The organism is Sediminibacterium sp. FW305-C-61 (assembly GCF_058231065.1).
This window is the reverse complement of the sequence record NZ_JBIQXR010000001.1, coordinates 734,909-760,372: the sequence shown is the minus strand read 5'-3', so window position 1 is coordinate 760,372 and position 25,464 is coordinate 734,909. Positions and strand designations below refer to the sequence as shown.

General features: G+C 39.7%; 26 protein-coding genes. 5 read left to right on the top strand and 21 right to left on the bottom strand.

The window, feature by feature from the left end; genetic code table 11:
* Nucleotides 1-2 precede the first annotated feature (2 nt).
* The 4 genes from ACH30E_RS03215 (at nt 3) to ACH30E_RS03200 (ending at nt 2,594) form a co-directional block, all read left to right on the top strand.
* A complete protein-coding gene (locus ACH30E_RS03215; RefSeq protein ID WP_490823633.1) occupies nt 3-608 on the top strand; it encodes a YdeI/OmpD-associated family protein in 606 nt (201 codons plus the stop codon).
* 50 nt (nt 609-658) lie between these two features.
* On the top strand, nt 659-1,108 hold the full coding sequence (locus ACH30E_RS03210; protein WP_294988592.1) for a nucleoside deaminase: 450 nt from the start codon (nt 659-661) through the stop codon (nt 1,106-1,108).
* A 139-nt stretch (nt 1,109-1,247) separates the two neighbouring features.
* A complete protein-coding gene (locus ACH30E_RS03205) occupies nt 1,248-1,847 on the top strand; it encodes a superoxide dismutase (RefSeq protein ID WP_490823632.1) in 600 nt (199 codons plus the stop codon).
* A 141-nt stretch (nt 1,848-1,988) separates the two neighbouring features.
* Nucleotides 1,989-2,594, top strand: coding sequence for a hypothetical protein (locus ACH30E_RS03200; RefSeq protein WP_490823631.1), 606 nt, complete (start codon nt 1,989-1,991; stop codon nt 2,592-2,594).
* Nucleotides 2,595-2,661: 67 nt separating this feature from the next.
* Here the strand turns inward: ACH30E_RS03200 and yidD are convergent, their stop codons facing one another.
* The 21 genes from yidD to ACH30E_RS03095 all read right to left on the bottom strand — a co-directional run bounded on the left by yidD (nt 2,662) and on the right by ACH30E_RS03095 (nt 24,639).
* Entirely contained in the window at nt 2,662-2,913 is a 252-nt protein-coding gene (gene yidD / locus ACH30E_RS03195) for a membrane protein insertion efficiency factor YidD (protein ID WP_490823630.1), read from the bottom strand.
* A 22-nt stretch (nt 2,914-2,935) separates the two neighbouring features.
* Nucleotides 2,936-3,328, bottom strand: coding sequence for a ribonuclease P protein component (rnpA, locus tag ACH30E_RS03190; RefSeq protein WP_490823629.1), 393 nt, complete (start codon nt 3,326-3,328; stop codon nt 2,936-2,938).
* Nucleotides 3,329-3,422: 94 nt separating this feature from the next.
* Nucleotides 3,423-3,578, bottom strand: a complete 156-nt coding sequence (gene rpmH, locus ACH30E_RS03185; RefSeq protein ID WP_026774417.1) for a 50S ribosomal protein L34 — start codon at nt 3,576-3,578, stop codon at nt 3,423-3,425.
* A 166-nt stretch (nt 3,579-3,744) separates the two neighbouring features.
* Nucleotides 3,745-4,572 carry a glutamate racemase gene (gene murI / locus ACH30E_RS03180; protein WP_490823628.1) on the bottom strand — a complete coding sequence of 276 codons (828 nt, stop codon included), beginning with the start codon at nt 4,570-4,572 and terminating at the stop codon, nt 3,745-3,747.
* A 21-nt stretch (nt 4,573-4,593) separates the two neighbouring features.
* Nucleotides 4,594-6,693, bottom strand: coding sequence for a tetratricopeptide repeat protein (locus tag ACH30E_RS03175; RefSeq protein ID WP_490823627.1), 2,100 nt, complete (start codon nt 6,691-6,693; stop codon nt 4,594-4,596).
* Nucleotides 6,694-6,818: 125 nt separating this feature from the next.
* Nucleotides 6,819-7,433: an OmpH/Skp family outer membrane protein gene (locus ACH30E_RS03170; RefSeq protein ID WP_294988615.1), complete on the bottom strand. Its 615-nt coding sequence runs from the start codon at nt 7,431-7,433 to the stop codon at nt 6,819-6,821.
* A gap of 36 nt (nt 7,434-7,469) precedes the next feature.
* Nucleotides 7,470-7,985 carry an OmpH/Skp family outer membrane protein gene (locus ACH30E_RS03165; RefSeq protein ID WP_294988618.1) on the bottom strand — a complete coding sequence of 172 codons (516 nt, stop codon included), beginning with the start codon at nt 7,983-7,985 and terminating at the stop codon, nt 7,470-7,472.
* Between the two features lie 22 nt (nt 7,986-8,007).
* Entirely contained in the window at nt 8,008-10,746 is a 2,739-nt protein-coding gene (locus tag ACH30E_RS03160) for a BamA/OMP85 family outer membrane protein (protein WP_490847323.1), read from the bottom strand.
* 153 nt (nt 10,747-10,899) lie between these two features.
* The gene (uppS, locus tag ACH30E_RS03155; protein WP_294988621.1) at nt 10,900-11,667 is read right to left on the bottom strand and encodes an undecaprenyl pyrophosphate synthase; all 768 of its coding nucleotides are present in this window, start codon (nt 11,665-11,667) and stop codon (nt 10,900-10,902) included.
* 108 nt (nt 11,668-11,775) lie between these two features.
* Entirely contained in the window at nt 11,776-12,630 is an 855-nt protein-coding gene (gene porG / locus ACH30E_RS03150; protein WP_294988625.1) for a type IX secretion system protein PorG, read from the bottom strand.
* A gap of 226 nt (nt 12,631-12,856) precedes the next feature.
* On the bottom strand, nt 12,857-13,735 hold the full coding sequence (locus ACH30E_RS03145; RefSeq protein WP_294988627.1) for an NAD kinase: 879 nt from the start codon (nt 13,733-13,735) through the stop codon (nt 12,857-12,859).
* Nucleotides 13,736-13,761: 26 nt separating this feature from the next.
* Entirely contained in the window at nt 13,762-15,195 is a 1,434-nt protein-coding gene (locus ACH30E_RS03140) for a POTRA domain-containing protein (RefSeq protein WP_490823626.1), read from the bottom strand.
* 200 nt (nt 15,196-15,395) lie between these two features.
* The gene (locus ACH30E_RS03135) at nt 15,396-16,676 is read right to left on the bottom strand and encodes a M24 family metallopeptidase (RefSeq protein ID WP_490823625.1); all 1,281 of its coding nucleotides are present in this window, start codon (nt 16,674-16,676) and stop codon (nt 15,396-15,398) included.
* A gap of 466 nt (nt 16,677-17,142) precedes the next feature.
* Nucleotides 17,143-17,802 carry a CBS domain-containing protein gene (locus ACH30E_RS03130; protein ID WP_294988632.1) on the bottom strand — a complete coding sequence of 220 codons (660 nt, stop codon included), beginning with the start codon at nt 17,800-17,802 and terminating at the stop codon, nt 17,143-17,145.
* 40 nt (nt 17,803-17,842) lie between these two features.
* Nucleotides 17,843-18,616, bottom strand: coding sequence for an alpha/beta fold hydrolase (locus ACH30E_RS03125; protein ID WP_490823624.1), 774 nt, complete (start codon nt 18,614-18,616; stop codon nt 17,843-17,845).
* Nucleotides 18,617-18,770: 154 nt separating this feature from the next.
* Nucleotides 18,771-19,316, bottom strand: coding sequence for a CvpA family protein (locus tag ACH30E_RS03120; protein ID WP_490823623.1), 546 nt, complete (start codon nt 19,314-19,316; stop codon nt 18,771-18,773).
* Between the two features lie 118 nt (nt 19,317-19,434).
* Nucleotides 19,435-19,890, bottom strand: a complete 456-nt coding sequence (locus ACH30E_RS03115) for a GatB/YqeY domain-containing protein (RefSeq protein ID WP_294988643.1) — start codon at nt 19,888-19,890, stop codon at nt 19,435-19,437.
* Between the two features lie 11 nt (nt 19,891-19,901).
* Entirely contained in the window at nt 19,902-20,246 is a 345-nt protein-coding gene (gene gldC, locus ACH30E_RS03110) for a gliding motility protein GldC (protein WP_294988646.1), read from the bottom strand.
* Between the two features lie 354 nt (nt 20,247-20,600).
* Nucleotides 20,601-21,731, bottom strand: a complete 1,131-nt coding sequence (locus ACH30E_RS03105; protein ID WP_490823622.1) for a glycosyltransferase family 4 protein — start codon at nt 21,729-21,731, stop codon at nt 20,601-20,603.
* Nucleotides 21,732-21,822: 91 nt separating this feature from the next.
* Nucleotides 21,823-23,598, bottom strand: a complete 1,776-nt coding sequence (locus ACH30E_RS03100) for a DUF885 domain-containing protein (protein WP_490823621.1) — start codon at nt 23,596-23,598, stop codon at nt 21,823-21,825.
* 186 nt (nt 23,599-23,784) lie between these two features.
* Nucleotides 23,785-24,639 (bottom strand): 3-hydroxyacyl-CoA dehydrogenase family protein, encoded by an 855-nt coding sequence (locus ACH30E_RS03095; RefSeq protein WP_490823620.1) that lies wholly within the window; start codon nt 24,637-24,639, stop codon nt 23,785-23,787.
* Nucleotides 24,640-24,735: 96 nt separating this feature from the next.
* Between ACH30E_RS03095 and ACH30E_RS03090 the strand changes: the two genes are divergently transcribed.
* Complete coding sequence (locus tag ACH30E_RS03090; protein ID WP_490823619.1) at nt 24,736-25,464, top strand: MerR family transcriptional regulator; 729 nt, start codon at nt 24,736-24,738, stop codon at nt 25,462-25,464.

The following is a 25,464-nucleotide window of genomic DNA, read 5'->3' as shown; positions in this document are numbered from 1 at the left end:
TTATGCCAGTTACAGACCCACGTGTTGATGCGTATATCGACAAAGCCGAGCAGTTTGCCCAGCCCATTTTGTTGCATATACGTAAATTGGTGCACAAGGCTTTCCCTGAAATTATTGAGACCATGAAATGGAGCTTCCCACACTTTGAGCACAAAGGTGTGGTTTGCAGTATGGCATCCTTTAAGCAACACTGCGCATTTAGCTTTTGGAAAGCATCTATCATGAAAGATCCGAACAAAATTCTGCAGATAAAAGACAGGGGCGCAATGGGGCATTTTGATCGAATCACCAGTATGAAAGATCTGCCGCAAGACAAAATCATGATCGCTTATATAAAAGAAGCCGTAACATTGAATGAATCTGGTATAAAGTTGCCTGCGAAACCAAAATCATCACCCAAACCACTTGAAATACCGGACCACATTACAAAAGCATTAAAAAAGAACGCTAAAGCCAATAAAACTTTTGAAGCGTTTCCCTACTCGCATAAAAAAGAATACATCAACTGGATTACTGAAGCCAAAACTGATGCTACAAAAGAAAAAAGAATCGCCACTATGATCGAATGGCTTGAAGAAGGCAAAGATAGAAACTGGAAATACAGATAGAGGGGTGATCTTTGATTTTTGAATTTTGATTTTTGAATTTTAACTCCCCCATGCACCCCGAAACACACGAATACTACATGCAGCAGGCGCTGAAAGAAGCTCAGATTGCCTTTGATTCAGATGAAGTACCTGTTGGGGCCGTTGTGGTGCTCAACAATAAGATAATTGCTCGTGGGCATAATCAGGTAGAGCTCCTAAACGATTCCACTGCACATGCAGAAATATTGGCACTAACTTCTGCCTACAGTAGCCTTGGATCCAAATACCTTCCCGATGCCACATTGTATGTAACCCTTGAGCCCTGTTTAATGTGCTCTGGCGCATTGTACTGGGGTAAAATTGGACGCATTGTATATGGCGCCAGTGATATAAAAAATGGTTTCCGAAAACACCTGAAAGAACATCAATCCCCCTTCCACCCCAAAACAGAAATCATCAGTGGCATTCTGGAAGACGAATGCGCCTGGCTAATGAAGAATTTCTTTCAGCAGAAGAGATAAAAGCAGTCCATAGACCATAGTTGATGGTCCATGGACTATGGTCTATGGACTGCTTTCGATTTAAGAAAGAATTCACCTTCATTCAACCGAAGCATTGTAAATTTGTAGAATAGTTTTTAATCATTTAAATATTATAGTTATGGCATTTACACTAGCACCCTTACCGTATGCTCATGAGGCATTGGAACCACATATTGATACTACTACCATGCAGATACACCATGGCAAGCACCACCAGGCTTATGTAGACAACCTCAATAAAGCCATTGCAGGTACTGAACATGAAGGAAAAACACTTGAGCAGCTTGTTGCAGCAGCAGGATCTATTAGTCCGGCAGTACGCAATAATGGCGGTGGACATTGGAACCATACTTTCTTCTGGGAAAGCCTGGCCCCTAATGCAGGCGGCGCCCCTACAGGTGCACTGGCAGATGCGATCAACAGCGCTTTTGGCTCTTTTGATGCATTTAAGGAGAAATTTGCTGCGGCTGGTATGACACGTTTTGGTAGTGGCTGGGCATGGTTGATTGTAAAAGACGGGAAACTGGAAGTTACTTCAACCCCTAACCAGGATAATCCTTTGATGGATGTAGCCGATGTAAAAGGCACACCCATTTTAGGTGCCGATGTATGGGAACATGCATACTATCTTAAATACCAAAATCGCCGTGCAGACTACCTCGCTGCTTTCTGGAACGTAGTAAACTGGAATAAAGTAGCTGAACGTTTTGGTGCTTAACTCGCACTAACCAATAAAACAGGGTGTTGGACGCAGGTTTCAGGTGGTTTAAAAAGCTTATGTCTGAAGCCTGCAACCAAACCCTGATTTTTTATACACTGAATCCTGCGGCTTTATTTATCTACCATTTTAAACTTGCTTATGAAATCATTTATTTTTTCCGCTGTTGCCATTATTCTTTTTGCCTCTTGTTCTTCTGACCAAAAAAGAGTGGTTGTATTCAGTAAAGGACCTGCTGAAGTTAATACGGAAACAAAAACGATAAAAGCGGGTGACGGCGCCGGACATGAGGATAAGACGATTGACTTTGTTGGAAAGAATGTTGAAATTACCTTGAATACTCCTTCCGGAGAAGCAAAAGTTACCCTTACTGAAAATGGCTATTATATCGTTAATGTAAAGAATGATACCATTATTGGCAGCCAGGTAAATTATACCGATCCACAACTCAGTAACCAGGTAATCAGTCAGGAAGCATTACGTTTCAAAATCGATTCGCTTCATAACCTGGTAAATAATGTGAATGTTAGAAAAGCCAACCGCAACTTTTACATCCTGCCCAATTCAGCAGCACATATCACCGATAATTTTGACGCTATCATTGTTGGCCCCTTTCACAATATGCGCTCAGCGGCCAGTAAAGACGGCAAAGCTCCCGAGGTATACCGCTTCTACAGCATCAAAGAAATCCGCGAAACAATCGCCCGCCTGGAAGGAATGACAGGAGGGAAGAAAACTGAGGAATAAGGAACAGAGAAATAAGGAATAAGAAAGTAATGTTGAACTTCACTTTCTTATTCCTTATTTCTCTGTTTCATGTTTCTCTGTTTACTCTGTCCGGCACCGGATCATAGCCATGGCCGCCGCCGGGCCTGCATTTACTGATGCGTTTTATGGCCAGCCAGCCTCCTTTGAATAATCCATGTTTTTGTAATGCGGTAATGGCATATTGTGAACAGGTGGGTGTAAACCTGCATTTTGGGCCAAGGGCCGGTGAGATTACGTATTGGTAAATACGAATCAGGAAAATAAAAGGGTAGCTAAGTATTCGAAGCAATATGTTCATGAATAGGTGTCGAATTATTGCGCTAATTGTTTTTGCTTAGTTTCTGCTGCAGTTTTGCTAAACTGTCTTTCATCTTCGCTCTTATTACCTCATAAGTTGGCAATTCCTTATCAATGTATAAGATGAAAATTGAAACCCTTTTTTGTTGAAGTTGTAAATCTTCCAACAATGACTGTTTCTCCAACCGGTATGCTTCACGTAATAATCTTTTGATACGGTTACGATGAACTGCTTTTTTGAAATGCCGTGCACTCACCCCTACCCCTGCTTGCACAGGTGCAGTGGTACTGGCATTAGATTCAATAAAAAACAGTTTTAATGGAAATATAGAAAAACTTTTACCCGAAGCAAATATGGCTTCGAGCTGTGTTCTGCTCTTCAGTTTTTCCTTTTTATTGTAACTAAATGATTTCATTGCCAGACACTAAACTAAAAAAGTCCCGCCGTAAAGCGGGACTTTATATTTTCATTGTCAGTCGTTCAAAACCTGAAGACTGAACCGGATGATTTTATTTTAATCCTTTCTCGCTGGAAACTGTCAGTTTCTTGCGGCCTTTCGCTCTGCGGCTGGCCAATACTTTACGACCGTTTGCAGTTTGCATACGCTTACGGAATCCGTGAACAGATTTACGGCGGCGCTTATGCGGTTGAAATGTACGTTTCATAATTACGTTTTTTTAACTAACCCTATAATCTTGTTTCATTTCATTACGGCAGTCACCATACTGCTGTTTGTGAAAGGACGGCAAAACTACAAAAAAGCATCGAAAAACAAGTAAAAAAACAAAGATGTTTTTTTAATCGATTGATTATCAGCACAAATATCGCTTATTATGAAAGCTCAACATGCTTTGATGAGAGTTTTTCACCAAAGAAAATGCTTGCATGGCTATCAAAATCGCTCACAGAATCAGTAGTATAAAAGGTTCTGGTTCCCTGCTTTGTACAAAGCGCTGCTATTTCAGGGTGTCTTTCAAGGTAGTTTTTTAGGCTATTGGCTACTATTTCGCCCTGTGAGAGTATGGTTGTACCAGCGGGGGCAAATGCTCTTATTTTATCCAGCAGAAGCGGGTAATGTGTGCAAGCCAATAAGAGCGTATCAATATCGGGTGCATTACCAAATAACTGTTTCAGGTGTTGATCAATAAAATAATCGGCTCCGGGCTTATTGTATTCATTGTTCTCAACCAGGGGCACCCACATCGGACAAGCTTCCTGGTATACTTTGACGGCGGGAAAGCTTTTGGCTATTTCTATGGGGTAACTTTGGCTCAATACTGTTCCTGAAGTTCCCAGAATACCAACAGCACCTGTTTTGCTGTATTGTCCGATTATTTCTGTTGTGGGTCTGATTACACCCAATACTCGTTTATGCGAATCAATGCCTGGAAGATCGTTTTGTTGTATGGTTCTTAAAGCCTTTGCTGAAGCTGTATTACAGGCAAGAATAACCAGCTCACAACCCTGTGAGAAAAACCATTTTACACATTGAAGGGTATATTGGTATACTGTATCAAAAGACCTTGGTCCATAAGGGGCGCGTGCATTGTCACCCAAATACAGGTAATCGTATTGAGGCAGTGTTTTTACTATTTCTTTTAAAACAGTAAGTCCGCCATAACCACTATCAAAAACCCCGATGGGTTTTATTGTTGCCATAATACAAAGGTATGATATCCTTTATTGAGTGGGTTTTTCGAGTTCTGCTTTTAGTTTTTTGGCATCAGCGTATTGCGGGTTCAGCTCCAGTGCTTTATTCACTTCCACCAAAGATTCCGCTTTCTGTTTATTCATATAATAACTGAGTGCTTTATTGTAATAAGCAATTGCTTTATTGTTTATGCTCTTATAGATACCGGTATTTTTACCAAAGGTTTCTGCAGCTTTTGTATAATTTTTTTGCTGGTAATAGGCTGTCGCCATATCGTTGATTATACTTGAATCGGAGGGATTAGCCTGTACACCTTTTTGATAGTACTCGAATGCTTTTGTATAATTTGGCATTGTTTCTCCCCGCATTTCTGCGTAACCAAGCCAACGGTAAACAATAGCCAGTGTATCTTTCTTCTTTTGGTATAAATCAGCCGCTTTAAGTAAATGCGATTTGCCGGTATAAATACGTTTTAACTGTAGGTGTGTAACCCCGGCATACAAACGAGTCAGTGCCTGATTGCTGTCTATCGAAAATATTTTATCATATATTTCTGCTGCATTTGTATAGGAACTAGCGGCAGAAGCAGGGTATTTTGATGCATTTTCGAAATATTGTTTACCCATAAACTTATACACCTGCATTTCCAGATCCTGTTCCAGACCAAAATTTTTGCTGCTGGTAATTCTCGACCAATAATTAAATGCGCCGGCGCTATCTTTTCTGTCGAGCAGCATTTTCCCTACGAATAAATTAGCATCGTGCGATAAGTAGCTGGTTTTAATAGCTTCTTTGAAATGCTTTGCCGCGGTAGCGGTATCATTTTGCGCATAGGCAACCCTCCCTTTCATATTCAGGATAAAGGGTTTGTATAAATTAGGATATGCATTTGGGACTACTTCCCATTTACTGATACTATCTGAAGCTTCTTTATATTTTTTATCCTTGACCAATCCTTTTATTAATGCTGCTCCAATGTATTCCGTCGGAGGATAGTTTGCCTGCACCGCCAATCTATAATAGTTGTTGGCTTTTACTTGTTGCTTATGATAGTCGTACAGCAGGCCTGTATTATTATACAACCATGCCAATTCTGGTTTCATCTCATATTTTTTATACGCAGCAATCATCGGTGTTAACAAGGTTTCAAGTGATTTCAGGTCTTTTCTTTTGAAAACAAGGATATCAAGTGCATTGGTAAAACCTTCTTGCTCTATATCATACCGCATGATTTCTGCGAGTTTTTTAATTGCATTGGCAGTATCTTTCTCATTTGCATAAACACCTAACAGGCCTTTATTCATTTCCCCAATAAAAATGCTATCGCTAAAGAGTGGCTTTTGCTGTTTTTTCGTGAGATCAATTGCCAGTTGGTACGTTATTTTGGCGGAATCATTCATCTTCAGGTTTAAATAACAATCTCCAATATAACCAATGATTTGTTTGTCTTTCGGGTTATAGGCCAGTGCTGTATTATAATCAGGGATAGCCAAAGCATATTTCTTTTGAGCGTATTTTGTTTCGCCGATCATTTTATATGCATAGCTTATGTTTATAGAGTCTTTCGAAAGCGACAGGAGTTTTTTGAAGGCTGATTCTGAAGCTGTGTAATTTTTCAGGGAGAAATAGGTTCTGGCTATATAGGTATTTGTATTGATATCGGTAGAATCGTGTTTAAGACAGGTATTAAACTGAGTGCTTGCTCCCGAATAATTCTTGTTATAGAAATAGGATAACCCTGCATAATAGGATGTGTTTTTCTTTTGTTCGTTTGTAGTAGCCAATCCATACGCACGTATATAATAGATTGCTGAAGAGTCGTATTTATAGGTACTATAATGCGCAAAAGCTAGTGACCAGGTTGGGTCGAGTTCTGTTTTCTCATTTAATGCACGCCTTAACCAAACTTTAGATTCTTCATATCGTTTCATATTATTCAGGCAATAGCCGATACGGAAGAAAAGAATATTTTTTACTGCCGAGAGGTTGGCCTCATAGCCTTTCATATAATTATCATAGGCGCAACTATAATTTTTTTGATTATAACAGGCATCCCCCTGTTTTAAATAATCCTGGGCATTCAGTAAATTCAGGCAAAGCATGCCAACAACAATAAGCAGCAGTTTCATAAGTGGGGCTTTTCACTAAACTAAACATATCATTTATAAACGCATATTAGAATTCCTTTAAAATTCAACAAAAAACCCGCCACAATGGGCGGGTTTATAATAAATCTCATATACAATAAGGTAAGTTAGTTCTTTTTAGGAGGCGTTGCAGCTGGTTTATTTCCTGCAGCTCCCGGGATGGTTCCACCTGCAGCTTTCCAGGCATCAGCCCATTGTTGTGGCAATTCTAATTTTAATTTGATTGCTGTACGTATGGTCAGATTATCCAGAATATTTGGTTCTGCATATGGCGATAATGCTTCAGATTTTATTACAGTAGTGTATTTATTTTCGGCAATTACCTGCTGCAATGCAGCTACCATTTGCTGTCTGTATGGTAACAACAAACGATCCATTTTATCCTGCTGCATTTCCTGAGAATATTGCTGCCAGTTAGCAATTTTGTAATAGAACTGATTCAGTTCATCTACTGCCATTTCTCTTGCTTTTGCGGGCATAGAAGCAGAATCTTTTTTGAAGATGCTGTCTCTGCGCTGGTATTCTTTCACAGAATAAGCGTATTCAACATTTAATGAATCTCTTACATAAGAATTCATCAATGTATCAACTTTATTGATACCAGGAAACAGGCTCAAAAGTGTTTGTTCGTCGAAATAGCCAATCTTAACCTGTGATTGAGCATTGTTGGAGAACAGTAAGCTTGCCGCTACAGTCACACACACAAGTAATAATTTCTTCATTGTAGAGAGGGTTTGTGAAAATTTGGTTTTAGTTACTTATTTAATCCCCAGTTCTTTCAGGATATCATCACTTTTATCCAGCTTGGGGTCGGCAAATATAACGGTAATTCCTTCACTTTTATCCAGTACAAAATCATAAGAACGGGCCAATGCCATTTTCTGAACGGCATTGTAAACCCTGTCCTGTACCGGTTTTATGAGGCGCTGACGCTCTTTAAACAGGTCGCCCTCATAGCCAAAGCGCTTTTTTTGAAGATCTCGGATTTCCTTTTCCCTAACAAAAAGTTCATCTTCTCTTTTCTTCCGGAGCTCTTCGGTTAACATAAACTGTTCAGCCTCATAGTTTTTATACATTTTATCAAGCTGGGTTTGTTTATCATCGATCTCTTTCTGCCACTGCTCACCTACCTGCTGCAGTTTTTTATCTGCATCCCTATACTCCGGAATACGCTCCAGGATATATTTTGTGTCGATGATAGCATAACGCTGCTGTGCTTGTGTTACAAGGGCTGTACATACCAATAACAGGGTAAAGAGTAAGGTTTTTTTCATAAAATTTTTTTAGGGTTCAGGTTTATTCCGGTTCAAAGCCCAGCATAAAGGTAAACCTTGCTGCATCTTTCATTGAACCATTCGGAGAAAACCTATCCAATCCTATGCCATAATCAAATCCAAGCAACCCAAACATCGGCAGGAAGAAACGCATACCCAGTCCGACAGACCTGCGAAGCTTAAATGGATTATAATCTTTGATATTAAACCAACCATTAGCAGCCTCATAGAATGCAAGCCCATAAATGGTGCTGCTCGGATTCAGGCTCAATGGATACCTGAGCTCCATGGTGTATTTGTTAAAAATTGTAAAATATTGTCTTGCAGACTGCTGATCGGGGTTGATTTTAGGGTTTGAGTTATCATAAACAGGGTATCCTCGATGCGCAATGATATCATAACCCAATAACGCAAACTGGTTACTTAACCCTGCATCACCCACCTGGAAACGCTCGAATGGAGAGATTTGCAGGTTCTTATTAAACTTACCCAGGAACCCAAACTTAGCTGAGGCCCTCAATACAAACTGCTTGTTTCTATCTTCTCCATGTGGTTTACCTAATGGCACAAACCATTCACCATTAAAACGCCACTTATGGTATTCTACCCAACGGTATGGATTTGATGCCGTTGTTATGTTTGGATTAATTAATGAATATGGTGGCGTTACCGCTAAACTCAACATAAAGTTTGAACCAGAACGCGGGAACAATGGCTGATCCACAGAAGAACGCTGTAATGCGATTCTTAAGTTGAAGTTGTGTACGTTACCGTTGTCGAAACCAGGCAGGTTTATCGGATCAATCGCATAGTTACTCAATTTATACCTGGTAAAGTTTAACCCGATAGACAATGAGAAGAAATCGTCTGGCCATTTTAACTGCTTGGCAAGACTTATAGTAGCGCCTGTTGTTGAGATAAAGCTTGTTTTTGAAATATTTGGATCGAATATACCTGTATTTGGATCGAATGTCTGGCCAAAACGGGTATTATAAATACTGAATGTTAGCGCATTTCTTTTCTTACCCCCTAACCATGGTTCGGTAAATGAGAAGTTATAAGAACGGAATGCCTTACCATTACTTTGCACACGCAAACTTAGTTTCTGGCCATCACCCATTGGCAATGGATCCCATGCAGATTTCTTCCAGATATTTCTAATGGAGAAGTTATTAAAGGATACACCAAGTGTACCTGTTAAACCAATTACACCACCCCATCCTGCACTCAATTCTAACTGGTCACTTGATTTTTCTTCTACACTATAATTGATATCCACAGTACCATCTTCCGGATTCGGAATCGGATTAATACCAATTTTTTCCTGGTTAAAATAGTTCAACTGAGCAATCTCACGCTGAGAACGAATAAGATCGGTACGTCTGAATTTTTCACCAGGTATGGTTCTAAGCTCACGACGAATTACGTGCTCCTTTGTTCGGTCGTTACCGCTGATGCGGATATTCTTGATGGTCGCCTGAGGACCTTCAATGATTCTTATCTCGAAATCAATGGTATCGTTGTATACCGCAGTTTCAACCGGGTCCGTTCTGAAAAACAGGTAGCCATCATCCTGGTAAAGCCCGCTGATATCAAGCCCTTCCGGTGAAGCTGATTTACCCAGTTTTTTATTCAGTACATCCAGGTTATAAATATCTCCTTTTCTGATACCCAGGATAGCAGAAAGTACCGAGTCAGAATATTTGGTATTTCCTCTCCAGGTAATATCTCCGAAATAATATTTACGTCCTTCATTGATCTTTAAATCAATGTTGATATTACCCGCCTTATTATAATACACAGTATCTTTTTCTATGAGAGCATCACGAAAGCCCAATGAATTATAATATTCCAGCAAACTCTCTTTGTCTTCACTAAATTTCTGACGATCGAATTTTGCTGAAGATAATTTTATGCGAGCATAAGGATCCAATACTTTCTTGGTTTTGCTAAGGGTAAGAAATCCTTTTTCTCTCCAGTATTGTTCAAAATCATAACGCTGAACCGTTACAATCTGACCGCTATCGAAACTTGGGTTGAGGGTAAGTCTTGATTTTTCTTTGGTTCCTTTGAGTTGCTTTTTAAGTCTAGATGCATCAACCGTATTACCTCCGAAATTGATATTATTGATTTTTACCTTGGCTCCTTTGTTGATTACAAAATCGAGAATCAGGGTATTATCGAAAGATGAATCCGCTCTTTCATCAATTCTAACAGATGCGTTCTGGTATCCTTTTTCTGCATAGAATTTTTTGATAGCTTCTATAGCAGAGATCTTCATGTTTTCGGTAATCACACGGTTACGAACCAACCCTGTTTTACCTGTTAGATCTTCCGACTCTCCTTTACGTACTCCTTTAAAGAAGAAATTTGACAAGCGGGGTCTTTCTAATACTGCGATCTCAATTTCAATTTCCTTATCAACCAGTTTGGTAATAAAGATTTCAACATCACTAAAATATTTCTGTTCCCAGAGTTTGGTAATAGCTTTCGAAAAAGCATCCCCACCCGGAATGGCAATTTCATCGCCTACATTAATATTGGCGATAGAAATCAACAGGTTCTCGTCAAAAAATTTATTCCCTGTAACCTTAATGGCAGAGACTTTATATTTTTTTGGTGTTCGTTGGTTGAAGATATTGAGCAGATCAGCATCTACTGAAGTGATTACCGTATCTTTTTTTACCTCCTGTGCGTAAGCAAAGTTGCCTGCCAGTGACGATACTAAAGCCAACACTAAAAATTTGTACACTTTCTGCATCCGGATTCTATTTGTTCTTCAACTGGCTGATGTATTGTTACAGCAGTCTTTGCAATGGTTTTGGGTTATCTAAGCGGGGCAAATTAACGGGAATTATTAAAAGTCTTTGTTAAATCAACCAGCTTATTTTACTATTAAATGAGATTTGGATTGTTATTGAGCCAGTGTTGCCTCATTCTGTACCTGATTACCTGTTTTTCCAAACCTGCGTTCTCTGGATTGAAAATCGAGGATGGCTTCATATAAATGATCTTTTCTGAAGTCGGGCCAACGGGTATTGGTAAAATAGAGTTCGGCATAGGCCAATTGGTATAACAGGAAATTACTTATCCGATATTCACCACTAGTGCGGATCATTAGCTCTGGATCAGGGAATTTGCTGGTAGACAGGTATTGCTGTAAAGTGTCCTGGGTAATTGCCTCTGGGGCTATTTTACCGGACTGAATATCCATTCCAATCTGTTTAACGGCATTTACCAATTCCCACCTGCTACTATAACTCAATGCCATCACGAGGTTTAACCCGGTATTAGTTGATGTCATTTCAAGCGCCTCATCCAATGCTTTCTTTGCAAAATCGGGTAACATTTGCATGTCGCCGATTACATGGAGGCGGATATTATTTTTGTTAAGGGTGGGTACTTCTTTGCGAATGGTATCCACCAATAATGCCATCAAGCCCTCTACTTCCTGTTCGGGGCGGTCCCAGTTTTCGGTACTAAATGCATAAAGGGTTAGATAGCCAATGCCTAATTCAGCACAGCCTTCTACAATATTGCGTACACTTTCTACACCATGAAAATGGCCATATAATCTTTCCTGTCCTTTTTCTTCTGCCCAGCGCCCATTTCCATCCATAATAATGGCAATATGTTTTGGCAGGCGTTCTTTATTTATTTGTGCAATAAGTGCTGACTCCATGGTCGTTCCCTACGGTATTAAGGCTGCGAAATTAACAAAATCAATGGGTTGAGCAGATTTAATTACCAGGAAATCTGCCTGTTTACCCTTTTTTCGGCCCAAAATAGCTTATCGGGTGGTCGCAGTAGGACATTTATACGACTGTAAACTGAAGGAAACCCCTACTTTGAAGGTGGCGAATGCATCTTTTTGAGGGCTATTCCCCCTTTGTCTGCCCTTTATACCAATAGAACCCCCTGTTTCATAGCTTCTGTCTTGCAGCAGAAAAGCAGGTGAAGGAGAGCCATCGGGTAATGGTGGGAAGGCATCTGGGGCATATAAGCCACTAACATCATCCAGGTAGTCGGTATTGGTGAAACGGTAGGTAAATTCACCAAAAACGTTCATTTGCTCGTTCAAGGCATATTTAAAGCCAACAGTAAACGGTATACTGATAGCTATTGGATTGTATGGTTTAAGATTTGGGTACAAAGAACTACCCTGTCCTTCAGTGCCTAATGGCCTTAGCTGAATTTTTTCGCCATTCAGGTACGCATAGGGATCATAAGAGAATACGCCAACCCCTAATCCGACATATGGCGTATAATGATATCCTTTAAACCCTGGCTGAAAGCGAAAAAAGTTGAAGTCGCCAGCTACTGCCAGTTCCCAGACATTACTGTTAAAACTCAGGTTTCGCCTACGCTGAGCGGCATTATCACTATAAACGTCTGAATATCCGAGCATGGCATAATCTGCCGATACCCGAACACCTACATAGTTGTTGATTTGTTTACGAAAGAATATTCCTGCCGCTATTTTAGGTCGGTTAACCTTGATATTCGGGTTTAGGTCTCCAAAATAATGGGCGGCACCCACTGAAACACCCACTTCTCCCTGGTGCACAAAGCTTTCCATAAGCTGTGCATTTGCCTCGTGCAAACCAATAATTAACGCTGCTGTAATGATCGCTTTTTTAAACATAGGTCTATCGGGTGCTTACATCTCTGTAAAATAGCATCAAAAAATGTTACTATAAAAGTTAATTTCTCTCGATTTAGCTTAAAGATTTTACTACAAATAACCGGCCAAATCACCGTTTCTCCTAAAAGAATGGAAAAGATTGCCTCATTCAAATAGCAGATAATTAATTTAACTCTATTGCTGCCCACCCTCCGGACTTTCCGTTTTTCGGACTTCCAGACTCCCCTCAATTCCTCTTATCCAACCCCCAGGTCAACTTACTCCTCAAAGTAGATAAAAAGCTGTTTTCATTCAATCTGACAAGACTTACCGTAAATTTCTCTTTTCTTACTGCCAGTTGAACTGATTTTGACACAATTTCCCGTCTGGCATCAAGTGCACAGATAAAATGATCAGCCCTGCCTTCAATTTCAAAAGAGATCACGTTATTATCGGGTACAATAATGGGTCTTACATTCAGGTTATGTGGGGCTACAGGTGTAATTACAAAACTTGCCGATTCCGGAAACAATATTGGACCATTACAACTGAGGTTATAACCACTTGATCCGGTTGGTGTTGATACAATGAGTCCATCCGCCCAATAACTATTTAAAAATTCACCATTCAGGTAGGTATGAATTTTTATCATGGGAGATATATCGCGCTTATGAATAGCAAATTCATTGAGCGCGTAAGGCGCGTCACCAAAAAGTGATTCATTTGAGTCGAGGTGTATCAGGGTCCGTTTGTCGACAACAAAAGTTCGGTTTAAAAGAGCGTCTACAGCACTACCCAGCTCTTCCGGACTGATACTGGCCAGGAATCCCAGCCTTCCGAAGTTGATACCCAGAATCGGGATTCCTGTATCGCGCACCAGCGTAACAGCATCAAGAATGGTACCATCGCCTCCCAGGCTGATTAAACAATCTATTTCCTGGTTAAGATCTGAGGAACTATAGAAAGGAATCATTTTTTCTGCCAGGTTCAGCGGTATTTGCATACTGGCAATCAGGGGCTGGTAAATATATATTTTGGCATCATATCGTGCCAGTTCATCGAGTAATATCAATAAGGGGTTACCCATATCAGCATCGAGGCCACGACTGTAAATAGCAATTTTCATGATTGTCTGTTAAACGGGTATCCGATTTAAAAATCATTTCTGCTCTGTAAATATAAGCCATTGCGACCCAGTTGGTTGAAGCTGTATTCAATTTTAAATACAAAATCATAGATCGAAACAATATCCAGTCCAATACCCCAGGTTCGTAAGAGTTTATTGTTCAGGGTATTGGACATTACCGGGTTGGTATTATATCCATAACCAAGATCGCCGTATAGTTTTAAAAAGAAGCGAATAGGTATTTTATCATGTGTTTTACTTGGAAATGGGTTCCGAAGAATAAAACCATATATTTTTTTATGTAAACTGGTTTTTAATATACCGGCCGCAACCCCATCCACCACATTATATTCTAATCCACGCAGAGTACTAAAACCATATCCGATCAGTTTTTGGTTAAAATAAACATTATTAAATGGCAGTTTTAAAACACCAACACCTTCCATGTGGAGAAATCCATTTTTGCCGATAGGCTTGGCAAACACAGCCCTTGCACTTGTAAGCCATAAATTGCTTTGTTTATTTAATCCACGTTTATAAAGATTTCCTTCAAATTGAAAACCATTAGATGGATATGGGATGTAATCAACATTATAATATTTGTACTGGTAATTAAAATCTATGTATTTAAAACTAGCGCCTCCTCCAGGAAAATAATTAGCATTGAGTTTTAGAATTGTGTCTGCCAGTTGCTCATTATTATAAGATACTTTGAAATAATGTCTGTTGCGAACGTCTGGTCGGTAAGAATAGGTAAAATCTAATCGCGTATATTTTCTTACAATATATTCCTGACGGCTAAATAATTGCTTGTTATCTCCCGTTGCGTAATTCAGCTCTTTTTGAGTGCCTCGACTAAAGCCAATATTAAAACCCTTTTTTAGTTGCTTATCGATGAATGGCCTGTCGTAGCGAACCGCTAATTGTTGTGTGTAACCATTGATAAACCAGATATCGAGGTTATCGTTTCTTCCACTTAGATTGTTTTGAATGAATTTTAGTCCATAGTTTACACGTTCCAGGCTTCTCTTCTGATCAACCCACCACTGATTAAAGTTTCGGTCAACCAGTTTAAAATAGGGAAGCGGGAAAAAATACCAGCGTTCTTTTACCTCCACGTTGATGATTAATACATTCCCTCTTTTGGCAGCTACATATACGTTTACATCAACAAAAAGTAAGGTGTTCATAACTTGCTGTTTGGCCTGGACCAATAATTTTTCCAGATCGTCTGCAGCAATTTTATCTCCTTTCTTAAAGGGTATTTCACGTAGAATTATATACGCTTTCGTTTTTTTATTGCCCTGTACCTGTACTTCACCAATTGTTTGAAAAATACTTCTTGAAGCTACCAGTTCAGAAAGACTTCTTTGTGGAATAAATGCAGAATCCGTTTCCTGACCATACAGCGAATCGGTTATCAGTAATAAACAATAAAAGAAAATCAGCCTCATGTACATCACCGGGTATTACGGTCAGAATTTGTAAAAATAGGGGAATCGGTACTTACAAAGTAATACTGTGTATTGAGGTTGAAGTGGCAAATGGGTATTTCATTATAAATTTTAGCCACAGATTCACAGATTATTATTGTTTAATCTGTGAATCTGTGGCTAAATAATCAACTTTTAATTAAGCTATTTAATACAACTTAATCAGTCTAAACAAATGGCTGGCTGATAGATGGCGAAGGTTGTGAAAACCATTTAGGACCCGATTCAGTCATATAAACACAGTCTTCATGTCTAACACCAAATTCTCCCACAATAGAAATATTGGGTTCAATACTAAAACACATACCAGACTGCAACAGCAATTTATTTCCTTTTACCATATTACCCCATTCATGCCCATCCATGCCAATACCATGTCCTGTACGATGCGGTAAACCGGGTAGGTTATAACCCGGACCGAAGCCCGCGTCTGTAATAACTTTTCTAGCTGCTGCATCTACTTCCTCACAAGGTTTGCCTATTTGCGCAGCTTTGAAACCTGCACTTTGGGCTTTCTGTTCCAGATCCCAAATTTCCTGCTGACGTTTGGTAGGAGGTGCGCCGAACACGATGGTCCTGCTGATATCAGAGGAATATCCTTCTACCCTACAGCCACAATCCATCAATACAATATCTCCTTTTTTGAGTTGCTGTGGTTGCGTACTACCATGCGGAAAGGCGGATGCTTCTGCAAAATTTGCCATGGCAAAATCGCTGCTGCCACCCAGTTTATTCTGCGCCCTTGTTACAATTTCTGAAAATTCACCAGGTAACATTCCTTCATACAAACTGCTGATGCCAATTTTTATGGCAGCAACTGTTATATCTGTTGCTTTCTGCATTAAAGCAATTTCTGCCGGAGATTTTATGAGTCTGCACGGTATGGTAACCGGGTCGCCACTCACAAAATTAAATTGCGGTGCGAGCTTACGTACCCCATCCATGATAAAAAACCTTAGCGATTCTTCAACTGCCAGGTTACCACCTTTGATACCCGCAGATTGTAATGATTGGATGATTAATTGATAAGGGCTTTCATCCTCCTGCCACGCATATACCTGTTGCCCAATTTTTATCAGCTCCCGTAAACGGTTTTCTTCAAAACCCGGGCATATATAAAACACTTCACCTACAGCCGGAATTATTGCCACCATGGTACGTTCACTTCTTCCCCAGCGAATACCGGTATAATAAAGCATGGCAGTACCTGCATCAATGATCAATGCTTCCATTTTATTTGCTGCCAATAGTTTTTGCGCTTTTGCAATGCGCTGTTTTCGCTCTTCAACGGTAATTGGCTGGATATCTTTTGTCATGGGTTCCAGGTTCTCAAGCAGTTTACCCGGATCACTTTTGGTAGTTGAATTTGTTGAACAGGCGTTTAATCCTATTACTGCGCCAGTTCCGGCGGTTACTACAGACAGGTTAATAAAGGCTCTTCTTTTCATGTTGAAATTATGAGCAATCAAGTTACAGGAAGAATCTCTATCGACTGTACAGAATATTGATCGATGGTTCTTATATCTTAGCCTTTCCCTGACGGGGAATTGGGCTTCAAGCTACATGCCTCAAGCTACAAGCAATTATCCTCCAGGAAATCTAACTGCGAACTATAGTGTCTCGTATGATGGAACACGGATTTTCATGATTTTCAAGATCTATCATGATAAATCTTGAAAATCATGAAAATCCGTGTTCTATTAATAACAGTAGTGCAAGAACAGCAATCAAATATTTTTATTTAACCAGCTAATTTTAAATTATCTAATTCGAAGGCCCTCAGATTTATTTCATCAAAAGCAGAAAGTTAAATAAGCAACATCTCGCCCTTGGCGAGACTAGCAGCTAGAGGCTAAAAGCTAGAAGCTGGTTCTTAGCCATCTTAATCCATACAAGTAAAATCAGGAAAAGAAATCACATATTAAGGTAGGCCAATAAATGGTTGTAGTTTTCTTTCAGTTCATTGGCATATTGTTCTTCACCAAAATAATAACGCACTATATAATCATAGCGTTGGAAAGTGGCCACTATATCAGAAACCTCCACTTTATTAATCTTAATGGTAACAATTACAAGTCCCGTATCGCTTTCGGGATAGGTGTTGAGTTGTGTGATATAGGCGTCATTGGTTTCAACAAGGCGGCTGATTTCTCCAAAAGAAAAATGGCGCTTATCTGTTTCCAAAACAATTACACCACCTTTTTCTTCATTGCCCAGAAACTTTGAAGCATGCATCATCAAAGACTTAAGCGGAATAATACCAGCAAGTTCTTGTTGTTCTGTAATTACCGGAAGTATATTTAATTCGTTTTCTGCCACCAGTTTGAGGGCCACTAAGAAATGTTCTTCACCTTTTACAGATATTTTTTTCAGGGATTGCTCCAGTGAAGCCACCAGACTCTCTTCATCGGAATCGAGCAGATCATCTTTTTCAGCCAGACCAGCATATTTTTCTTCGCTTAATACGGGTATTTGCAGGAGGTCATAATCTTCCATTAACTGAAGTGCGAAAGACACTTTATCGAAAAGATTAACAGCCGGAAATCCAGTATTGATTAGTTGCGATGCGAGCATAAGAAATCCTCCTCTGACAATATATACGTTTCCTTACCTGTTAAGGTTGCGGAGCGGCACTTATTTTATGCAAAAATCCATCCAGTATCTGGTTAAATTCAGCCGGCACTTCCATCATTGGAGCATGACCACATTTATCTACAAAATGCAACTCGCTGTTTGGAATGAGTCTGTTGAATTCCTTTCCTACAAAAGGTGGTGTAATAGTATCGTTATTACCCCAAATTAATAATGTAGGTTGTTTGATCTGGTTTAACTCTTCACCAAGATTATTTCTTATTGCACTTTTAGCAAGTGCAATAATTTTAATGACTTTTATACGGTTATTGGTTATCTCAAACACTTCATCAACCAATTCTTTGGTGGCAGTATTTGGATCGTAGAAAGTAAGCTGGGTTTTCTTTTTAATATATTCGTAGTCACCCCTTTTTGGGTAGCTATCTCCCATACCGTTTTCAAAGAGTCCACTACTTCCCGTAAGAATTAACGATTTGATCTTTTCCGGATGCTTCAAAATATGCACCAATGCCACATGTCCGCCAAGAGAATTACCCAATAAATGAATACCGGTATACCCCCTCGCCTCAATAAATTTTTGGACATGCTTTTCAAGTCCGCCAACAGATGTATGAAAAATATCGAGGTCAAAAAGTGGCAACATAGGTACCACAACCTTGTATTTTGGTCTGAAATGTTCAATCAGATCCCTGAAATTACTCAGTGCGCCGAATAAGCCATGTAATAATAACAAGGGTTCTCCTTCCCCTTCTTCGATGAACTTAAATTTATCCTGATGTTTAATCTCGTAATTCATTGGGTTCGTTTCTTAAGCAAGCTTATGGCCAGCACAAATAAAAGAAAAAGCATTCACATATTGAGAAACGATCAAACCGGTTCTCAGATTGTCTTCCTTTCTCGCTAAAATACTGATTTAACAGTAAAAACGAATGTTTAAATAGTTGCAGATATTAAGGCGCTGCTTGATGCGCTTTACCTGCTGATTCAAAAAAGGAGGAAAGGCGCTCAAACATATCACTAAATAAGGGTATAAGTTTACCTATTCCATCTAATGTTTTTGGCCCCAAGGGTTGTATATAGGGATAGGTTTTTGATGCTGTGATGGTATTGGTATCGAGTAAATGCAATTTTTCAGCAAAAAACAACAAAACACTTAAAACCAGCATATATAAAACCCCATAAAGTGCTATCCCGGCCAGTTTATTTACCCATCCCAACAATACCAGTTCAGCCATTTTTTGTAAGGCTACAGCCCCTAATCTGATCAGTATAACCACTGTTATCATTACCAGAGCGAATGAAATAAACGGAAGCCAGGATTTCGAAACAGATATATGTTCTCCTAATCTCTCTGCAACAAATACCGATAATTTCATCGCCGCTGCCAGTCCCACAATAATAGCAACCAATGAAAATACAGCAACAATCAACCCATTGCGGTAGCCTTTGAAAATGGCAAATACCATACAGATGATGAAGAGAATGTCGATAATCATTGGTAAAGTTGTGAATTGTCTGTTGTGAATTGTGAATGGTGAATGTATGGTATTTAGTAGTGAATTAACTAATCAATAGATCAACCATTCACTATTCACCATTGACCATTCACGCCCCCTATCCCGCACTTAATAATTCCTTCACCACCGCAGAAATTGCTTTGCCGTCTGCTTGTCCGGCTAGTTGTTTGCTCGCTACTCCCATTACTTTGCCCATATCTTGCGGACCAGCAGCGCCAACGCTTGCGATGATTTCAGCTACTATTTTTTTCAGCGCTTCCGGTTCAAGTTGTTTGGGAAGGAATTGTTCTATTACAGTAATTTCTTCCTGTTCCTTCTGGGCGAGATCAGTTCTGTTTTGTTGCTGAAATATTTCCAGTGAATCTCTTCTTTGTTTTACCAGCTTCTGCAAAAGTTTCAATTCACCTTCTGCTGAAATCTGTCCATTGGCACCTGGCTCCGTTTTAGCCTTGATGATTTCTGCTTTTATAGCACGTAAGCCACGTAATAAAGCTTCATTCTTTGATTTCATGGCTTCTTTCATTCCCGCCATTACTTGTTCTTCTAAGCTCATATCGGTAAGTTTTATTTGTTTTCTTTCAGTTGACTATCACGGAATTTCTTATAGAAATCCTTGGCAAAATTTTTCATATCGTCTACCATATCCTGTTGTTGGGTAGCACGCAGGTAAGTATCTGCCATACCCATTAGGGTCTGGTAGTAAAAATCTGCCATTTCATCTACCATCATATCCTTGGTCCAAAGATCAATACGTAGTGCCGATTTATCTGTTGCGTCCCAAAAGGCAACCATCATTGCTCTTGCGGGTTGTGCAACGGCCGCTGTGCTGTCGGTAGCCTTCCATTCGATGTGCTGAGGTACTTTATCATCGTCTAAATGTACGTCGATGCTTATTGTTGATTGATGCATAAATATCTATATATAATGAGGCGCAAAAATAAGATTAATCAGGGAATAGCCTTGATACTGTCTGGGAAATTGGCTGCAAGCTGCAAGCCAGAACTGACCGGAGAAAATGAGCTGCGAGCTTCTAGCCTCTAGCCGCTAGCCTCGATTGGTGCTTGTTTTAGGCTATCTGCTACGATTTGAATAAATGACAGGGCTTGCGAATTTGTTTTGTAAAAACCCTACTTAAAATAAATATTCAACTACCATATTTACGCTTGTGCATGGTTAAATTAAAAGCAAAAAAAGGCTAGTAGCCAGCAGCTAGTGGCTAGAAGCTGTTTTTTTTCCCTGACAACAATGGAATAGCCTTGGTAATTACCTTGTTTGAGTTGCCATTTGCAGCTGCTGGTATATTTTAGTTGCAGTATCATTCCAGTTAAAATCTGCTGCCCTTTGTAAACCCTTTTCTATAAAAGCCGTTCTGAGGCCCTCATTCCGATAAATTGAAATCAATTCTTTCCCAATCGCATCAGGATCGGCCGGATTTACCAGTACGGCTGCTCCCCCTGCCACTTCCGGTAAACTACTTGTATCAGAACAAATAACAGGCACCCCTGCCTGCATGGCTTCCAAAACAGGCAAACCAAAACCTTCGAACCAGGATGGGTAAACCAGGGCATAGGCCCCGGCCATTAGTTTATATAATTGCGTTTCGGATAAATAATCTAGCAATACCACATCATCGCGGTATTTATATGTTTTTAATTTCTCAAGCAGATCATCATATTGCCATGCCAGTCTTCCGGCAACCAATAATTTCATATTACTATGTTGCCATTTTTTGAAATGAGAAAATCCTTTCAGCAAGTTCAGCAGGTTTTTGCGTGGGTGAATACCGCCTACAAATAAGAAATATTCTCTTCCATCAGCATAACCATCTTTAACGGCCATTTTTTCTTCCCAGCTTATGGGTACAAACCCTTCTCTTGCCGCTCCGGGAATTACGGTAATCTTTTCGGAAGCTGAAGGATAAGTTTGAATGATATCTTTTTTTGAAAATTCAGAAACAGTTACAAGTTTCTTTGCTTTCCGAATAAAGGAAGGAGTAAACCAACGGTAATACAAACGTTGATACCAGCTTATGTATTGAGGATAATGTTTAAAAGCCAGGTCATGAATCATTAATACCTGCGGAACACTGGTTGTTAAACTACAAAACCCATAAGGCTGAAACCAAACATCCGCCTTCCATCTTTTTACCGCTGCGGTAGCTTTTATATCGTACCAATATTTAAAGTTCAGTGGATGTCTGGCGGCTGGTGTTACCAGAATCCTGGTAACATTATCATTTATTAACCCATCATCTTCCCATGGTCTGTCGTACACCAATAAAAACGCATCTTCCGGGTGCGTTTCTATGATTCTCCTGATTACTTCAACGGTATAATGACCATACCCTTCCAAAGGATTATTTTGCAGGAATATGGCGTTAATAGCGATACGCATGTAGTCGCGAAATTATGTCTTAATTAGAATGAAATCTTACCTTCTATTTTTGAGCACTACTGTATACCAGCACTGGCAACTAAAATCCTAATCATTGCTTTGCTGCCCATTGTCCCATTTTCTTTTCCAACAGTTCAAGTGGTAAGGCGCCGTCTTTCAGCATAACATCATGAAAAGCATTTATCTTAAATCTGCTTCCCAATTGCGCTTCATATTTTGTTCTTAGCTCCCTGATCTTTAATGCACCTATTTTATAACCTAATGCCTGACCAGGAATGGCCATATATCTTTCAATTTCTGCAACGGCTCCTGCTTCACTGATTTGTTCATTTTCCATCATGTACTGTATGGCTTCTTCGCGGGTCATGCCCTTTTCATGCATTCCTACATCCACTACCAAGCGTATTGCACGATGCATTTCATCGCCTAATGCTCCAATGTACTGATAAGGATCTTTATAAAGCCCCAGTTCATTTCCAAGACTTTCACAATATAAAGCCCATCCTTCTTCATAAGCATTATTAACCGTAAAGCGTCTGAATTTGGGCAGCTTTGTATTTTCTTGTTGCAAGCTAATCTGGTAATGATGACCTGGAATAGCTTCATGCAAAAACAAGCTTTGCATTCCGCTGGTTGTATTAAAAGTAGTGGCATCCAGAATGGGCACATAAAAAATACCTGGTCTGCTGCCATCTGAAGTACCCTGTTGATATTCTGCACTTGCACTAGCAGCCCTGAATGCTTCAGTCTGTCTTATTTCAAAAGCAGTTTTTGGGGTTTTACCAAAATACTTAGGCAGATTGGGTTCTATAATTGCCTGAATCGAATGAAATGCTGCAATGATTTCTTCCGGTGTTTTATAAGGAGTAAACTGTTTATCCGTATTAATAAATGCAAAAAATGATTTCAGGTCGCCTTTAAAGCCAACTGCATCTTTTGTTTTTTCCATTTCAGCACGAATGCGTTTTACTTCTGATAAACCGGTCTGATAAATTTCATCCGGACTTAAACTGGTCGTAGTTTGTTGTTTTACTAAGAACCTGTAGTAGTTACTGCCATCAGGTATTGCAGCAATCCCTGTTGTTGCCCTGGATGCTGGTAGATATTCCTGTTGCAGGAAATCCGCCATTCTTTTAAAAGCAGGTGTTAACTGCTCTTTAATAAGTACATTAAATGCAGTTGCCAGCCTTTTTTTGTCAGCAATATCAAATGCTATAGGCATCAGGTTAACAGGCCCATAAAACAAACTGGCAGCAGGTGTGTCTGTAATGACTGAACGAAATTGGGGAATCATTCGCTCCACTAAAATTTTGGGTAACACATATCCAGTTGCTATCCCTTTTTTAAAATAAACAATCGCGCTATCCAGATAAGCGGGAATTACCGATGCACGCTTTAACCAGTTATCGTAATCAGTAACCGTTTTAAAGGGTTGATAAACCTGTCCACTTCCCATTTGCATCAAAACCAGGTGAGGACTGGAAAACTGATTCAGGGGCATGTAGTTGTCTTTAAAACCCAGAGCGGTAATATTTATTCCCAATTCTCTTTTTAATACATCATAACTCAATTGGTCATTGGTATTCAGTTTTTCGCGATCGAATTTGGATAAATAAATTAATTGTTCTGAATAAAACTGCTTTAACCTGGAACGATGACCATCGGTAAAGTCAATTAACAGTTGATCATTGTATGCTTCATTTCCATTAATGGTGGCCACAATCGGAAAAAACTGCAAACGGGTTTCATAATAATTATCCAGGAAAGCTGCCAGTTCCTTATTGTCTTCTCCGGTTACATTGCTGCTGCTAAGCTGACAGGAAGCAAGCAGTAGCAGCGCAGCGATTGAAGAAAGTAAATATTTCATACAAATTGTTTTTGAGATAATTGCGAATCAAGGTTGAAGGGGGCTGGCTTATAGACCATAGTCAATAGTCAATAGTCCATGGTCCATAGGAAAACAGATTAGTGTACTATATGCTATGATCTATAAGGAATAATCCATAAACCCTATATTGTTCTTCAACTTTTAATTCGCGCCAACAACCATGGTCTAAGCCCCATACCCATAAAAACCCTTACCTGTTTTCCGGCCCAGTTCTCCGGCTTCTACTTTAGCACGTTGTACAGGAGAGGGCGTTAATCTTTCCGGCTTGTTTAATGCTTCCCAAACTATTTGACTCACACCATAATTGATATCCATGCCTATCAGGTCCATCAGTTTAAAAGGCCCCATTTTAAAGCCACTAGCTTCCATAAGCTGGTCAATACTTTCAATATCGGCCTGTTCCTTTTCTATAAAACGCATGGCCTCAAGGTAAAAATGCCGGGCAACCCGGTTAACAATAAAACCGGGTGCATCCTTGCACAATACAGGTGTTTTTTGCATTTGTTTGGTGATGGCAATAGTTGCATCGATGGTTTCCTGTGAAGTCTGGTTTGCCTGAATAACTTCCACCAGTTTCATTAATGGAGCTGGATTAAAGAAATGCATCCCAACCACCCTTTCCGGATTTGGAATGCCTTCCGCTATGGCTGAAATTGAAATTGATGAGGTATTTGTAGCAAATATGGTATCCTGATTATTGATGTCTGCCAATTGCTGAAAAAGACCCAGTTTGGCTTCCTTTTTTTCAATTATGGCCTCAATTACCAGATCTGCCTTGCAGGTATTTATTGATGTAGTAAACTGCAATCGGCTCAGAATAGTCGTTTTTTCTTCTGCATCTATCCTTCCTTTATCAACCAGCTTACTCAGTGAAGCCATAATCGATTGCCGGCTTTTTTCAACTACAGCTTCATTTAAATCGAATTGTATGGTGTTGAACCCGGCCTGAGCAGCTACCTGTGCAATGCCGCTACCCATGGTTCCGGCCCCGCAAACACAAATTGTTTTAATTTCTTTCATAATATAATTCCTAAGCTAACTGCAAGATACTTACATCTTTTCCACTTTAACTAAGCTACATAAGTTCCTGCTTTACAGATGTATTACTTTTATACCATGCAAAAGCCTTTTCAACAACTCGATTTGTTTGGTATGCCCATTGAGCCGGCTCCGGTTAAGAAAAAGCCGGTTGTGAAAGAGAAAGCGGCGGAAACAGTTGTTCCTGTGATACAGGAACCCCAACCGGTTTATGAACCAGCACCTGTTACCGTTATTGAATCGGCTCCTAAGGTAGAAGAAGTAGTTGCTCCCAAAAACGATCCGGTAGTATTCGCAGATGAGCGGATTGTAGTTAAAATAAAGGTCAAACCTGCACCAAGCCCTGTTGCTGAAGAAACAAAACCCACAGCTCAGGTAACAGTTGCTGAAGCAAATAAAAGTCTACCGGCGAAAAGAGGAAGAAAATCATTTAGAGAAATAGATACTGAAGTTGACCTGATAGAAATACCCGATGAAGAAACCCTTAGTCAGAAATTATATTACCCAATTAGTGAAGTAGCTGGATGGTTTAAAGTGAATACTTCTTTATTGCGGTACTGGGAAAATGAATTCGATATTCTTCAACCGCGTAAAACACGCAAAGGAGACAGATTATTCAGGGTTGATGATATTAAAAACCTTCAGTTAATTTATTTTCTCTTGCGCCAGCGCAAATTCTCTATCGAAGGAGCCCGCAATTACCTGAAGCAAAATAAGGGTCAGGCAGACGTACAATTACAACTTGTGCAATCACTCACCCGATTCAAATCATTTTTACTGGAACTCAAGACCGGATTAAATAACTAG